The 14,231-nt window shown below is 32.6% G+C and carries 14 protein-coding genes; 12 read left to right on the top strand and 2 right to left on the bottom strand.

All coding sequences use genetic code 11. The annotated features are described in order from the left end of the window. Window positions 1–15 precede the first annotated feature (15 nt). The 5 genes from serC to EYY60_RS15125 all read left to right on the top strand — a co-directional run bounded on the left by serC (window position 16) and on the right by EYY60_RS15125 (window position 3,818). Complete coding sequence (gene serC / locus EYY60_RS15145; protein WP_132990159.1) at window positions 16–1,086, top strand: 3-phosphoserine/phosphohydroxythreonine transaminase; 1,071 nt, start codon at window positions 16–18, stop codon at window positions 1,084–1,086. Between the two features lie 121 nt (window positions 1,087–1,207). Then, complete coding sequence (locus EYY60_RS15140) at window positions 1,208–2,158, top strand: D-2-hydroxyacid dehydrogenase (RefSeq protein WP_026729222.1); 951 nt, start codon at window positions 1,208–1,210, stop codon at window positions 2,156–2,158. Window positions 2,159–2,260: 102 nt separating this feature from the next. Next, window positions 2,261–2,824, top strand: coding sequence for a DUF937 domain-containing protein (locus tag EYY60_RS15135; protein WP_132990158.1), 564 nt, complete (start codon window positions 2,261–2,263; stop codon window positions 2,822–2,824). A 218-nt stretch (window positions 2,825–3,042) separates the two neighbouring features. Further along, window positions 3,043–3,483, top strand: a complete 441-nt coding sequence (locus EYY60_RS15130) for a DUF6146 family protein (protein WP_132990157.1) — start codon at window positions 3,043–3,045, stop codon at window positions 3,481–3,483. A 32-nt stretch (window positions 3,484–3,515) separates the two neighbouring features. After that, entirely contained in the window at window positions 3,516–3,818 is a 303-nt protein-coding gene (locus tag EYY60_RS15125; RefSeq protein WP_132990156.1) for a DUF6787 family protein, read from the top strand. Here the strand turns inward: EYY60_RS15125 and EYY60_RS15120 are convergent. Further along, window positions 3,815–4,114, bottom strand: coding sequence for a hypothetical protein (locus EYY60_RS15120; protein ID WP_132990155.1), 300 nt, complete (start codon window positions 4,112–4,114; stop codon window positions 3,815–3,817). The two genes, EYY60_RS15125 and EYY60_RS15120, sit on opposite strands and share 4 nt — an antisense overlap. 93 nt (window positions 4,115–4,207) lie before the next feature. Continuing rightward, the gene (locus EYY60_RS15115) at window positions 4,208–4,927 is read right to left on the bottom strand and encodes a phosphodiester glycosidase family protein (protein ID WP_132990154.1); all 720 of its coding nucleotides are present in this window, start codon (window positions 4,925–4,927) and stop codon (window positions 4,208–4,210) included. A 111-nt stretch (window positions 4,928–5,038) separates the two neighbouring features. Here EYY60_RS15115 and EYY60_RS15110 point away from each other — a divergent pair, with 111 nt between their 5' ends. The 7 genes from EYY60_RS15110 (at window position 5,039) to EYY60_RS15080 (ending at window position 14,214) form a co-directional block, all read left to right on the top strand. Beyond that, on the top strand, window positions 5,039–5,704 hold the full coding sequence (locus EYY60_RS15110) for an ABC transporter ATP-binding protein (RefSeq protein ID WP_026729217.1): 666 nt from the start codon (window positions 5,039–5,041) through the stop codon (window positions 5,702–5,704). Further along, entirely contained in the window at window positions 5,704–7,404 is a 1,701-nt protein-coding gene (locus tag EYY60_RS15105; protein WP_132990153.1) for an LIC_10190 family membrane protein, read from the top strand. Before EYY60_RS15110 ends, EYY60_RS15105 begins: the two co-directional genes overlap by 1 nt. Then, on the top strand, window positions 7,397–8,161 hold the full coding sequence (locus EYY60_RS15100) for a TIGR02757 family protein (protein WP_132990152.1): 765 nt from the start codon (window positions 7,397–7,399) through the stop codon (window positions 8,159–8,161). The genes EYY60_RS15105 and EYY60_RS15100 overlap by 8 nt, the downstream gene beginning before the upstream one ends. A 71-nt stretch (window positions 8,162–8,232) precedes the next feature. After that, window positions 8,233–9,294: a hypothetical protein gene (locus EYY60_RS15095; protein WP_132990151.1), complete on the top strand. Its 1,062-nt coding sequence runs from the start codon at window positions 8,233–8,235 to the stop codon at window positions 9,292–9,294. Then, window positions 9,291–10,727: a glycosyltransferase family 2 protein gene (locus EYY60_RS15090; protein WP_132990150.1), complete on the top strand. Its 1,437-nt coding sequence runs from the start codon at window positions 9,291–9,293 to the stop codon at window positions 10,725–10,727. The genes EYY60_RS15095 and EYY60_RS15090 overlap by 4 nt, the downstream gene beginning before the upstream one ends. Before the next feature lie 7 nt (window positions 10,728–10,734). Beyond that, window positions 10,735–11,997, top strand: a complete 1,263-nt coding sequence (locus tag EYY60_RS15085; RefSeq protein ID WP_132990149.1) for a YaiO family outer membrane beta-barrel protein — start codon at window positions 10,735–10,737, stop codon at window positions 11,995–11,997. 69 nt (window positions 11,998–12,066) lie between these two features. Then, the gene (locus tag EYY60_RS15080) at window positions 12,067–14,214 is read left to right on the top strand and encodes a DUF4838 domain-containing protein (RefSeq protein WP_235832335.1); all 2,148 of its coding nucleotides are present in this window, start codon (window positions 12,067–12,069) and stop codon (window positions 14,212–14,214) included. Window positions 14,215–14,231 lie beyond the last annotated feature (17 nt).

Here is a 14,231-nt window from a genome sequence, read left to right as displayed (position 1 = left end):
CTATTAACAACAACCATGAAAAAACACAACTACAGCGCAGGACCAAGTATTTTACCTCAGGAAGTTTTTGAGAAGGCATCAAAAGCAATTTTAAATTTTAATGATTCAGGATTATCTATTCTTGAAATTTCGCACAGAAGCAAAGATTTTGTTGCAGTTATGGAAGAAGCTCGCTCCCTTGCTTTAGAATTATTAGGACTTCAAGGAAAAGGATACCAAGCATTATTTTTACAAGGCGGTGCCAGCACAGCGTTCTTAATGGCTCCATACAACTTAATGAAAGAAAACGGAAAAGCAGCTTATTTAGATTCAGGTACGTGGGCAACTGCGGCAATCAAAGAGGCTAAACTTTTCGGAGAAACTGTTGTCGTAGCTTCTTCAAAAGAAGACAATTATACTTATGTTCCAAAAGGTTACGAAATTCCAGCAGATGCTGATTATTTCCACTGCACTAGCAACAATACCATCTTTGGAACTCAAATGAAAGAATTCCCATCAACTAACGTTCCAGTTGTGTGTGATATGAGTTCTGATATTTTTTCACGTGAATTAGATTTTTCTAAATTCGACTTAATCTATGCAGGTGCTCAAAAAAATATGGGACCAGCAGGAACTACTTTAGTTGTAGTTAAAGAAGAAATCTTAGGCAAAAACGGAAAAACGATTCCGAGTATGCTAGATTATGCTAAACACATCAAAGGAGAAAGTATGTACAATACTCCACCTGTATTTGCTGTTTATGTTTCTCTTTTAACTTTACAGTGGATTAAAGAAAAAGGCGGAATCGCTGCGGTTGAAAAATTAAACAACGCTAAAGCAGAATTACTTTACGCTGAAATCGACAGAAACCCATTATTCAAAGGTGCTGCAAAAGTTGAAGATCGTTCAAACATGAATGTGACTTTCTTATTGAACAATCCTGAACACACTGAAACTTTTGACGCTTTGTGGAAAGCGGCAAACATTTCTGGATTGCCAGGACACCGTTCTGTGGGTGGTTACAGAGCTTCTATCTACAACGCTATGCCAATTGAAAGCGTTCAGGTTTTAGTTGATGTAATGAAAGCATTGGAAACAAAAATTTAAAAATTAAAATATTGAATGATTGAAAGATTTATTTCTATGTAAATCATTCTATTTTCTCTAATCAAACAATTCAGATTGAATTTTTAAATCATTAAATTTTTCAATCTTTAAATATCAAAAAATGAAAGTATTAGCAAATGACGGAATTTCTAAAAGCGGAATTCTAGCCTTAGAAAAAGGCGGTTTTGAAGTTATCACTACAAAAGTAGCTCAAGAACAAGTAGCTAACTATATAAATGAAAACAATGTTGACGTAATTTTAGTTCGTAGCGCGACTAAAGTTCGTAAAGATATTATCGATGCTTGTCCTGGCATCAAAATCATCGGTCGTGGTGGTGTTGGTATGGATAATATCGATGTGGATTATGCAAAAAGCAAAGGAATCCACGTAATTAATACTCCTGCTTCATCTTCAGAGTCTGTTGCTGAATTAGTGTTCGGACACTTATTTTCTGGTGTACGTTTTTTACATGATTCTAACAGAAATATGCCTCTTGAAGGCGATTCAAACTTTGATGGTTTGAAAAAAGCTTATGCTAACGGAACAGAATTAAGAGGTAAAACTTTAGGTATTGTTGGTATTGGTCGTATTGGACAAGCTACTGCAAAAATGGCTCTTGGTTTAGGAATGAAAGTTATCGCTGCTGATAGTTTTATTCCTGAAGTTGATGTAAAAGTTGAATTTTTCGATGGACAATCTATTACAACTAAAATCGTTTCTCAATCTTTAGAGTCTTTATTTAAAGAAGCTGATTTCATTACATTACACGTTCCTGCTCAAGATGGTTATATCATTGGAGAGAAAGAACTTGAAATCATGAAAGACGGAGTTGGAATCGTAAACTGTGCTCGTGGAGGAGTTATTGATGAAGTTGCTTTGGTAAAAGCTTTAGATTCAGGAAAAGTTGCTTTTGCTGGTTTAGACGTTTTTGAAAGCGAACCAAAACCAGAAATGGCAATCTTAATGCACTCTAAAATCTCTTTAACGCCGCACATCGGAGCTGCAACAGGAGAAGCGCAAGACAGAATTGGTACTGAATTAGCATCACAAATCATTACTTTGTTAAGCTAATTAACTATAATTAAATTACTTGTAAGGGATTTATTAACACAGTTTAATAAATCCCTTTCTTTTTTTGATTAAATTTGAGTTCTAATCTAAATCCTTAATATCATGTTTGAACAATTAACCCAATTAGTACAGCAATACGGAGGCGATGCTGTTGTAAACAATAGTGCGGTTCCAAACGAACATAATGAAGCTGTATTAAGCGAAACCAGTAATTCAATTTTTGCAGGATTACAAAAAATCGTTTCTGAAGGTGGAACAGAACAAATTGCTGGCTTGTTTAATGGAAACACTCCTATTGACAGTTCAAATCCTGTTGTACAGCAAATCCAACAGCAATTGAGCGGTAATCTTGGAGAGAAATTCGGATTGAGCAGTGCAGATTCAAGCGGAGTAGCTTCTAATTTGATTCCACAGATTTTAGGTTCTTTAGTCAATAAAGCAAAAGACCCAAACGACAGCAGTTTTCAAATTTCAGATATTATAAATTCAATTTCAGGAAACAGCGGACAAGCTTCTGGAATAATGGATACCATTTCTAAATACGGAATGCAATTTGGCCTTGACCAAAACAATGACGGAAAAGTCGATGTTGCCGATGTTCTAGTAGTTACTAAAAGCAAAGGTGGCATTTCTGGTTTTATAGGCAAATTGTTTGGAAGTAAATAAAGACTCTAAGTTGCTAAGATTCTAAGATATTAAGATTTTAGCCTCTTTGTAAAATATTCAAAAAGCTGTTTATCTTAATAAACAGCTTTTCTTTTTCACGAAACAAACAAAAAACTTAGAATCTCAGCATCTTAGAGACTTAGAATCTTTAAAAGAAACTGTTAAATAACAAACCTCTTTCTTCAATTATTCGTAAATTTAAGTTTCAAAACTGCGTCATGAGAAAATGCATTTATATATTGATTGTTCTATTTACAATTATAGCGTGTTCGACAGCTTCAAAAAATAATGTTGTAGCTTCAAATTCGCCTAAACCACAATCTGGCGTAAATGATACCGTTCGAATTGCAAACGATTCCTTAGAATATGAAGTAATTATTATCGACAATGGTTTTTCGACTTGGTTGGCCTCTATTGCGCAACCTCGTTTTTATTATTCTTTAGCTTATCTCGAAAACAAAAATTACTTGTATGTAACCGAATGGAATAATCGCGTGCGTCAGCCTCAACTTTACAATCCGAATTTATATGAAATGCTGATTGACTACCGCCCAGAGATTCATTATGGCTATGAAGTAAATTACCTTATCTACAACTACATGATTTATTTTCAAAATACTTATAAACAAAAGCTTTGGGATTACGTTCCAATTAGATAATGTTATTATATTTGTAATCATTACAAATAACAATGAATAAATTAAAACAACGCTGGGGAATTACCTCAAATTTACAAGCCATTATCATTCTTGTCGTATTTGCCATCACCGGATCGGCATCTGCGTGGCTGTCTAAGCCTTTCTGCGTTTGGCTTGGAATTACAAAAGAAGATTTTGGAGGTTGGTTTACTTTAATTCGCTTATTGATTATTTTTCCAATCTATCAAGTTTTATTAGTTGCCATAGGAGCCATTTTTGGGCAATTCAAATTCTTTTGGAACTTCGAAAAGAAAATGCTTAAAAATATGGGATTAGGCGTTTTATTTAAAGACTAAACCTCTTTGTTTCTTTTCTGAAAATAATAGGTATAAATCCACGTAATAGTAAAGGAAGGAATTACATCAGTGAAAGGAATAATCTCTTCGACAAAAGTCAAAACACTGGCCACTTTTCCTACTCTTCCTTTGTACATTTGAGTCATTATAAATGCGGCAAGAGGCGCCCATATAACATCGGCAAATTCTCCAATAAACGGAATAGTAAACGAAATCATTCCGATTCCATCTAAAAGCAAACCCAACAAAAGTTTTCTGGTTTTATCATCTTCATCTATTGCTTTCAAATTCTGCATATTACATTTGTTTTAAGTTCATCTAAATTAAAAATAATTGATCAAATCGAATTATTTCTTTTTCTGGTTTAACTTCTAAAATTACCATCTTTCCTATTTATTTTTCACAACAGCAAATAACGCTCCAAAATCTCCATCCGTTTGATTCCAATTTTGTGACGGAAGATAGGCTCGTGATACAAATCCATCAAGATAAAGGGCATTTTTACATCCTAAACTTTTAAAATAACTTGCAAAATCATAAAAATTTACTTCGCTTTTAGATAAAACAAAAACCACATTTCCATCAGGCAGAATTCCAACTCCATTTCTAATATTCATATTTTTTGATCCTTCTTTAAAATCAGGATGAATTTTTCCATCAATAACCAACATTGGTCCAGATTGGGTCGCAAAACTGATTTGGCCGTTGTTAGAGAACGTTTCTGTCGTACAAATCTTTGCTGTTTTTTTAATTGTAATATAAAATACTCCATTTGGTTTTAAATAAAAATTTCCTGTCGCTTTTATGGTATCCAAAGAAATAATTTCTTTTCTATTTTCAATATAAAGTCCCTGAGGAGAATTATCTGCTTTATACATTCCTGCATTCATAGCAAAATCTAATTCAAGATTTTTTTTTGTCGCCCAACTCTTCAAGTTTTGAATGCTCCCAAAACGCTTCCCGTTTTCATCTTTCCAAAATAATTTCAAGTTTTGCTTTTTAACATCAACTTTATACGTTAAAAATTTATCATCAGAATATTTTTCGGCACCCGAAAAAACCAGCAAAATCCCTGCTATCAATACAAGTAAGAATATTTTTAATTTCATTTGAAAATATTATTTCATTAAAGATAAACCTAAATTACTTCATAAAATTCTGTTAGAACTGATTTTTATATCGATATAATCTTCGTTTCTTTGTAGAAACAGTTTCAAAAAATGATACACGCAAAAAATATACATAAATTCTACGATCAGCTTGAGGTTTTAAAAGGCGTTGATTTACATATTAAAAAAGGAGAAATTGTTTCAATTGTAGGTGCTTCTGGTGCCGGAAAAACAACTTTATTACATATTTTAGGAACTTTAGACAAACCTTCAAATGGCAATACAGATACTTCATTAACCATAAATGGAGAAAATATCCTCAAACTGAATGACAAGGCTTTATCAAATTTCAGAAACTTGAATTTAGGTTTTATTTTTCAGTTTCATCAGCTTTTGCCTGAGTTTACGGCTTTAGAAAATGTTTGCATTCCCGCTTATATCGCTGGCAAAAAACCATCAGAAACTGAAGCTGAAGCCAAAAAACTTCTTGCGTTTTTAGGTTTATCACATCGTGTTGATCATAAACCAAATGAACTTTCGGGCGGAGAACAACAGCGCGTTGCCGTTGCAAGAGCTTTAATAAACAAGCCTGACGTTATTTTTGCCGATGAACCATCAGGAAATTTAGATACACATTCTGCCGAAAATCTGCATCAATTATTTTTTCAATTGAGAGATGAATTTGGTCAGACATTTGTAATTGTGACCCACAATGAAGAATTAGCAAATATGGCCGATAGAAAACTGGTAATGTCAGACGGACAAATTCTTTCTTAATGCTCTTAATTGCAATAAGCTGGATTTATATTTTATTTACAACCTTAAATTTAGGTGTCGTTTTTGATAAAATAATGGGATTAAAAAACCAAAATTTTATTATTACATCGATCTTAGGCTTATTTTCTGTCACAATTCTATCTAGTATTTGGGCGATTTTTGGACGAATTAATATTGAATTCCACATTGTTTTTGCGCTACTAAATATTTTTTTAGTATCCAGATTCTGTGATTCCATTTTTGTGATCTACAATTCTTTTTTACTAGAAATAAAAGAATTAACAACCTTTTCAAAATTATTTCTAATACTAATTTCGGCTTTAATAATTGCGCAGTGCACTACTGTTCCTTTCGTTATTGACAATGAATCGTATTACATACAAACCATAAAATGGCTAAATGAATATGGTTTTGTAAAAGGATTAGTAAATCTGCATCTTTTTTTCGGACAAACCAGTGGCTGGCATATTGTGCAAAGCGTTTATAATTTTTCGTTTTTATATGAAAACTTCAATGACCTAAGCGGATTTTGTCTGCTTTTAGGAAACATTTTTGCCATTTTAAAACTAAACGAATATTATAAAAACAGCAACAAAAATTTTCTGCTTATCGGATTATTTCCTTTGATGAATATTTTCTTTTTTCAGTTCATCAGTGCGCCTTCTCCAGATATTCCGGTTTATGTTTTTTCCTTCATTTTGTTTTTTTACTTCTTAGAAAACTTCGAAAAAACAACTTTGGAGAAATTTAATTTAATGGTGGTTTTGGTACTTTTTTTACTTTATATCAAAAACACGACGCTGACTTTGGTTCTAGTGCCAATAATTATTTTGAGTTACAATTTTAAATTTCTCAAAAACAAACTTTCAAAATCTGTTGTATTGAGCATAATTGTATTGTTGCTCTTTGTGATCAAAAATATGATCATTTGTGGGGCGCCAATTTTTCCTTCAAGAATCGATACTTTATTCACTATGGATTATAGTATTCCAGATTCGATTCAGCATTTTTATTATAATGAAATAAAATATTTCGGCTTTTCTGTTACCGAAAATCAATATGAAAATTTTTCTGTTGCAGCGCTATTTTTTCAATGGCTAACAATGCCAAAGCTAAACGGAATATTCAATAAAATAAGCATCATTTTGATTTTTATTGTTCCGTTTTTCATTTATAAATTCCACAACAAAAAATCGCTGTGGGCACTTTATTCAATAATGGCAATTCAGCTGTTTTTGTTATTAATCACATCGCCACAGTATCGATTTTTTATGAATTTTGTGCTCTTCTTTTCATTGTTTTGTCTGCTGTTTTTTGTCCAAAATAAAAAAATGATTCAATTTTTGATGCTATTTTCATTATTGCCCGTTGTTATTGTTTTATTCGTGCCAATAAATCTTACTACGTTTACAAATAATAAGTCAATGATGGAAAACAGCAATTTTTCAATTTCGAATGTCATTTTTCCAAACAAAAACACCAAAAATGATACTACTTTTGAAGTAATTCAACTTGGAAACTTAAAATACAATTCTCCTGTAAAAAACGAGTTTTTCTGGGCAAACGGAAACGGAGAACTTCCTTGTGTGAACAAACAGCAAATTGATTATTTTAGGAAATATTTTCACATTATTCCGCAAATGCGTACAAATAATTTAAAAGACGGATTTTACGCTAAAAAACTTTCTGAAAATGAATAAAACAGAACTTAAAGAATTTCTAGACGAAAAAGTCATTCAATATAATAATCAGGATTTTATAGAAAGCGATCCTGTACAAATTCCGCATTTATTTTCACAAAAAGAAGATATTGAAATTGCCGGCTTCTTAAGCGCATCTATTGCTTGGGGAAACCGTAAAATGATTATCAAAAATTCGCATAAAATGATGGAATTAATGGGCAATACGCCTTATGATTTTGTCATGTCACATTCTGAAGAAGATTTAGCCCGATTAGAAAACTTTGTTCACCGCACTTTCAACGGAAAAGATTTGGGCGGTTTCATCAAAGGACTACAGCATATTTATAAAAATCATGGCGGACTTGAAGCTGTTTTTGCCAAAAACCAAGAAGAAAACAGTCTGCAGAAAAGCATCAGCGAATTCAAAAAAATATTTTTCGAAATCGATCATTTGGCCAGAACCCAAAAACACATTTCAGATCCTTTGAATAATTCTGCCGCAAAGCGAATCAACATGTACCTTCGATGGATGGTGCGCCAAGATGCAAAAGGAGTTGACCTTGGAATCTGGAAAAGCATTTCTCCATCGATTTTATCATGCCCATTAGATGTTCATTCTGGAAATGTTGCACGAAAATTAGGCTTGCTTGCGCGAAAGCAAAACGACGGAAAAGCTTTGGCCGAGTTAGATTTAAAACTTCGGGAAATGGACAGTCAAGACCCTGTAAAATATGATTTTGCTCTTTTTGGCTTAGGCGTTTTTGAAGGATTTTAATCCTAAACTGAGTTCTTTTCGTTAGCTTTTTTCTGTTTTTTTTCGTAATATTACAGTATAAAGCTATTGGTATGGAGCAACTTATAGATTATATCAAATATTTTGTCATTCCTTTTTTTTTATGCACAACCTTATCTTTAATCGTAATTCTGCTTTTTAAAAGAATACGTTATCAATTCACACTGCCGTATCGATCCCGCATTATTCGCAAATCAGAAATTTTCTTAACTGAAATTACACTTTCAAAACCAGATAAAAACACTTTAAAATATAAAATTTCGCAATTCAAATCTGAAATTCCCATACACAAAAACTGGTGTAAAGACATGCTGATTGACGATATGATTCGCATGAAAAGCAATTTGAAAGGGAAAACAGCTAAAAATATCCTTTCCATCTACAAACAACTTGAATTAAATCATTATTCAGCACGTTTGATCCGAGACTTTAGAAAATACAAAAAGTGCATTGGCTTTTATCATTTTCAGGCATTAGGCTACACTCCGGGAATATTGATGATAAAGAAATATTTACTGCATCCCAACAAAATTATTCTATCGAATGCCAATATTGCATTTTTAGCACTTTCAAAAGGCAATTGGCTGGCTTTAGACAAAATTCCTGTCAAAGTTTCGCGTATTACAACTATAAAAGTGATGGATGTACTTCATTCAGAAAACATTCCGATGCCAAAAGACATCGATTTTTGGATACATTCTAAAAACAAAGCCATTTTGAAATTAGCCGTAATGACAATGGTTTTTTATAATTATAGAAATAAATCTGTTGAAATTATAAAATTGCTTAACCACGAACATAAAGCATTACGAACTGATGTAATTATTGCCATTCGTGAACTTTTTTTATATGAGGCTGAAGATGAACTTCTTTCTATATTTCCTTATGAAACGCGAGATACTCAAATCGAAATATTGGAGACTTTAGCTGTAATTGGATCAGGAAAAACAATTTCTTTCTTAAAGACTGAAATCCCAAAACAGGAAATAAAAGATGTAAAGCTGAAAATGGTTTTTTGTTTCAACAACTTAGATTCTAAAGGCATCGACCAATTAGGGCTTCAAGATCCTGATACTCAAAAAATGATCAACCATATTAGAAAAGTAGAATTATGATACAGGAGTTTTTTTACTTGCTGATTCATTGCTATGCAATTTTTGCAGGCATATTCTCTATTGCTTATATTTTATTTTATGTTTTTTTAGCCAGCATGTCTTATTTGGCAATCATACGACATGTCAAATATCAGCGTTATCTTGAAGAGGAAGTTTTGCTTCGTTCCAATCATATATTAGGAGTCTCAATTGTAGCGCCTGCGTTCAATGAAGGTGTAAATATTGTTTATAATGTAAAATCACTGCTTTCGCTTACTTATCCTAAATATGAGATTATTATTGTAAATGATGGAAGCTCTGATGACACGCTAGAAAAATTGATAGCCGAATTTGAATTGGTAAAATTTGATTTTTATTATCAGGAAAAAATCCATACACAGCCTGTTAGAGGGCATTACAGATCTAAAAACCCCGTTTATTCGAAATTGCTTGTTGTAGACAAAATAAACGGCAAGAGCAAAGCCGATGCTTCAAATGCAGGCATAAATTCGTCACAATATCCTCTTTTTTTATGTACTGATGTTGATTGCATTTTAAAAAAAAATACCATTCTTAAATTGGCAAAACCTTTTATGGAAAGCAGCATTCGTATTATAGCTACTGGTGCAGGAATTAGAATTTCGAATTCATGCGATGTAAAAGAAGGTTTTTTGTTCAAAGTACATTATCCAAAAGAATGGTATCCACGTTTTCAGGAATTAGAATATGTTCGTTCTTTTTTATTTGGACGAATGGCTTGGAGCCAAATCAATGGATTGCTTTTAGTATCTGGCGGACTTGGAATGTTTGATAAGGAAATAGTAATAAAAGCTGGCGGATATTGGCATCAGTCTCTTGGCGAAGATATGGAGCTTATTACCAGAATGCGAAAATACATGCACAGTACCAACCAAGAATTTTTAATCAAATATATTCCCGAATCACTTTGCTGGACTGAAGTTCCAAGTACAAGAGAAATTTTTTTGAGACAAAGAATACGTTGGGCAAGAGGACTTATACAAACACTTTATCTGCACAGAAAAATGTTTTTAAATCCGAAATATGGAAGAACTGGTTTGCTTGTTTTGCCTTTCTTTTTCAGCTTTGAGTTTTTAGTTCCCATAATCGAGCTCATAGGAGTTATTATTTTGATAGCCAGCTTTATACTTAATATTATAAATTATCAGTATTTATTGATTGTGAGTCTTTTAGTATATCTTTTCTATTTTTCCATCACTATAATTTCAATATTGATTGATGAGACATTGTACAGGACATATTCTAATTACAAAGAACTTCTGACATTGATCGGGATGGCGGCTATTGAGCCGTTTGTTTACCATCCTGTAAATGTTTATGCTTCATTAAAAGGATATTGGTATTTCTTTGGAAAAAAAGAACAAAAATGGGGCGTCATGGTTCGAAAAGGTTTTGATCAGCCAAACAAAAAATAATGGAATTATGAAATACAACAAAATTTTGCATACCTGCCTGATTTTCATTTTATTTTTGTCTTTTGTCCAAAATTCAAAAGCTCAGAAAAAAATAGATGCTGACAGCCTTTTGACCGTGATAACAAAAGATATGCAAACCAAGCATCCTAATTATGAACTCAATATTCAAAGGGCTTTATTAGGAAAAAAAAATGCGCCAGACTATTTGGATTTTCATTTGGCTTTAGGACGCAATTATGATTTCACAAACGTAAAAGACAGTGCTAGATATTATTATAATTATGTCATTGACAAAAACCCAAAATATCAGGAAGCTTTTCTTTATTTAATCAATTTAGATATTGAGGAACAACAATATGATGACGGAGTTGTCGTTGCAAACAAAGCAATAGAATTATATCCCGACGAAAAAATATTTCGCATTAAAAGAATTACTTTTTATTCCTTGCAGAATGATACGGCAAATGAGGCAAAATATCTGAAATCAATACGGGCCAAATTCCCAAATGATCCGGATATTGAACAACGACTTTTTGAATTGTATTCGCAAATCAATATGGACCGTGTGGGTGCCTATTACAATTATACCACAATTAGTCGCGATGGTGTTGGTCCCTGGCATTTAGGAAGTGTCGATTATTTAAGACAACGCTCTTGGGGAAGCTTAATTGGAAGAGTAAGTTATGCCAGTAGACTTGCGGCAAATTCAGTTATGACAAGCGGTCTTCAATTTGAAGCTGAATCTTATCTTTTTGCAAAAAAGAAAAATTATTCATACATTGATGTCGCTTATAGTCAAGATGATGCATTTCCAAAATTTAGATTAGGCTATTCCTTTTTTCATAATTTCAACAAAGGTTGGGAAGCCGATTTGGGATTTCGTTACATTTTGATGAATGATGACAGCGATGTAAAAACATTAAATATTGGAATCGGAAAATATTTTGGCTCTTATTGGGTTAATTTAAGATCATATATACAAAGTGAAGGTCCTTCTTTTACGCTGACCTCGAGATATTACTACAAAACAAAATTTGATTACGTCACACTAATTGCTGGTTACGGAACTTCCCCAGATGACAAAACTAGATCAGCAGATTATGAAAGCAGATTGTCTTTAAGATCATACCGCTTGAGCGCCGGCTTTTTTAAACTTATAAAAAGCCATTATATCGCCGGATTCATGATTACCGACAACGAACAAGAATATACCGCAAATAAATTTCAAACCGAACTTGATTTTGCCTTTGTATTTCAATATAAATTTTAAATAATTATGAAAAAGAAGCCTTATTTCAAATTACTGCTCCTCTTTTTTTTCCTATTTAACCTAACTATAATGGCTCAGTCTGAAATTATTATAACGCACAAAAACAGTATTATTTCCAAATCTGATGAAAGCCGTGACGCCGCTTTGATTCTAAAAAAATATGTTGATAAAGCTTTTGGGAAAGAATTTGAAAACATTACTCAAAATAAAAGTAATGATGCCTCTGAAATAATTCTCGAAATTTCAGATACCGAAAAATTAAAGCCTAATGAATTTCTAATCAAAAGTGATTCAAAATCTATTTATCTGATCGCTCAAAATCCTAAATATCTTCGATATGCAGTTTACACTTTATTGGAACTTTGGGAATTCAGAAAATTTACAGCAGCAGAAACTTATGTTCCTAAAGTAACTGAATTTTTATTTCCTAAAAATAGCACAAAGCGTTATCAGCCTTCTTTTGATTATCGCGCATTATTTTTTCCTGATTGTTATGACGAAGCTTTTCGCGATTGGCACAAACTAGATTGGCATATTGACGATTTTGGAATCTGGGGACATTCTTTCAACGTTCTTGTGCCGCCAAAAGAATATTTTAAAAGCAATTCAAAGCTTTTTGCTTTGTATGAAGGAAAAAGAAACGGCGAATCTTTATGCATGACAAATGACACCGTTGTTGATTTGGTAGAGAAAAAAATGGCTAAAATTATTGCCGAAAAGCCAGATGCACAATTCTATTCAATAAGTCAAAATGATGATGTAGTATATTGCGAATGTACCGAATGTAGAAAATTAAACGACAAATTTGGTGGGCCACAAGGTTCTTTCTATTACTTCTTGAATAAAATTGCTTCCAACTTTCCAAACACAAAAATTACAACGCTCGCCTATCTTTATACATTCAAACCGCCAGTCAATTTAAAAATAGCGCCAAATATTTACACCATTTTATGTCCCATAGAACTAAATCGAGGAAAAGCAATTTCGGCACAAAGCGCACCTTCATTTGTAAAAAATTTAGAGAATTGGAGCAAAACTTCTCCACATTTATTCCTGTGGGATTATACCGTTCAATTTTCTAATTATATGTCGCCTTTTCCAAATTTTGAACCTTTTCAAAGCAATTACAAGCTTTTTGAAAAAAACAAAGTCAAAGGATTATTTGTTCAAGGCTACGCCGACGTTCCTGGGGATTTTTCAGAATTGAGACAGTATCTTTTAGCGAAATTACTTTGGGATACCAATATTGATATTAAAGCCGTTACAGCCGATTTTTTAAGAGGTTTTTACGGAAAAGCAGCGCCACATATAAGTGATTATTTGAAACTTCTGATTGAGAATCAAAATAAAAGCAATACATATCTTGATATTTATTCCGGTCCGGTTCAGGCTCGAAATACTTTTTTAACGCCTGAAGAAATGGATCAATACGATAAATTGCTGGAATTGGCTTCTGATGCTGTCTCCGATGATGCTGTTTTAAAATCACGAGTCTTAAAACTTCGCTTGGGTCTTGAATTTGTTTATTTTGAACAGTCTAAGTTTTATGGAAAAAACCAACACGGAATGTTTACCGTAAATAATAATGGAAAAAAAAAGGTAAAAGAAAAATTGACCGAAAGAGTTCAAAATTTCACGAAATCCTGCAATGATTTTGGAATTTATGAACTAAGCGAAGACGGACTTTCACCCGATAAATATTATCAGGAATGGCTAAAAATTTGTGAAAACACAACAACACATTTAGGTGAAGATTTGAAAATCAATTTTATTACCCCGCCTTCGGATGATTTTAAAGGCAAAGGAAGTTACGGACTTGTGGATGGAAATAGAGGTTATAAAGATTTCAACATTAACTGGATTGGCTGGTATGGAACAAATCCTTCTTTTGAAATCGAAACCAAAAAATTAGATTTTAATCTTTTAAAATTAAATTTCCTTGAAGATCAGAGGCATTGGATTTTTCCACCAAAAAAAGTAAAAATTTATGGTTTTAAAGATCAGAAATGGAAGCTATTACACGAAAAAAATTATGATAATTTAACAGAAGACTATGAAATTACAACAAAATCATGGGAATTTAAAAACCTGAACCTTAGTACTTTTGCCAAAATAAAAATTCTCATAGAAAACCAATCCAAATTACCTGAATGGAGATTACGAAAAAATAAAAAACCTATGGTGATGATTGACGAAATCGAACTGTACAAAAAATAAAAGCCAAAAACAGCAAA

The organism is Flavobacterium zhairuonense, from assembly GCF_004352915.1.
In the GTDB taxonomy this organism is placed as follows: Bacteria; Bacteroidota; Bacteroidia; order Flavobacteriales; family Flavobacteriaceae; genus Flavobacterium; species Flavobacterium zhairuonense.
This window is presented reverse-complemented; position numbering and strand designations above follow the sequence as displayed.

Coding starts and splice junctions, on each gene's coding strand:
- serC (WP_132990159.1), top strand. CDS start 16: ATGAAAAAACACAACTACAGCGCAGGACCAAGTATTTTACCTCAGGAA.
- EYY60_RS15140 (WP_026729222.1), top strand. CDS start 1,208: ATGAAAGTATTAGCAAATGACGGAATTTCTAAAAGCGGAATTCTAGCC.
- EYY60_RS15135 (WP_132990158.1), top strand. CDS start 2,261: ATGTTTGAACAATTAACCCAATTAGTACAGCAATACGGAGGCGATGCT.
- EYY60_RS15130 (WP_132990157.1), top strand. CDS start 3,043: ATGAGAAAATGCATTTATATATTGATTGTTCTATTTACAATTATAGCG.
- EYY60_RS15125 (WP_132990156.1), top strand. CDS start 3,516: ATGAATAAATTAAAACAACGCTGGGGAATTACCTCAAATTTACAAGCC.
- EYY60_RS15120 (WP_132990155.1), bottom strand. CDS start 4,114: ATGCAGAATTTGAAAGCAATAGATGAAGATGATAAAACCAGAAAACTT.
- EYY60_RS15115 (WP_132990154.1), bottom strand. CDS start 4,927: ATGAAATTAAAAATATTCTTACTTGTATTGATAGCAGGGATTTTGCTG.
- EYY60_RS15110 (WP_026729217.1), top strand. CDS start 5,039: ATGATACACGCAAAAAATATACATAAATTCTACGATCAGCTTGAGGTT.
- EYY60_RS15105 (WP_132990153.1), top strand. CDS start 5,704: ATGCTCTTAATTGCAATAAGCTGGATTTATATTTTATTTACAACCTTA.
- EYY60_RS15100 (WP_132990152.1), top strand. CDS start 7,397: ATGAATAAAACAGAACTTAAAGAATTTCTAGACGAAAAAGTCATTCAA.
- EYY60_RS15095 (WP_132990151.1), top strand. CDS start 8,233: ATGGAGCAACTTATAGATTATATCAAATATTTTGTCATTCCTTTTTTT.
- EYY60_RS15090 (WP_132990150.1), top strand. CDS start 9,291: ATGATACAGGAGTTTTTTTACTTGCTGATTCATTGCTATGCAATTTTT.
- EYY60_RS15085 (WP_132990149.1), top strand. CDS start 10,735: ATGAAATACAACAAAATTTTGCATACCTGCCTGATTTTCATTTTATTT.
- EYY60_RS15080 (WP_235832335.1), top strand. CDS start 12,067: ATGGCTCAGTCTGAAATTATTATAACGCACAAAAACAGTATTATTTCC.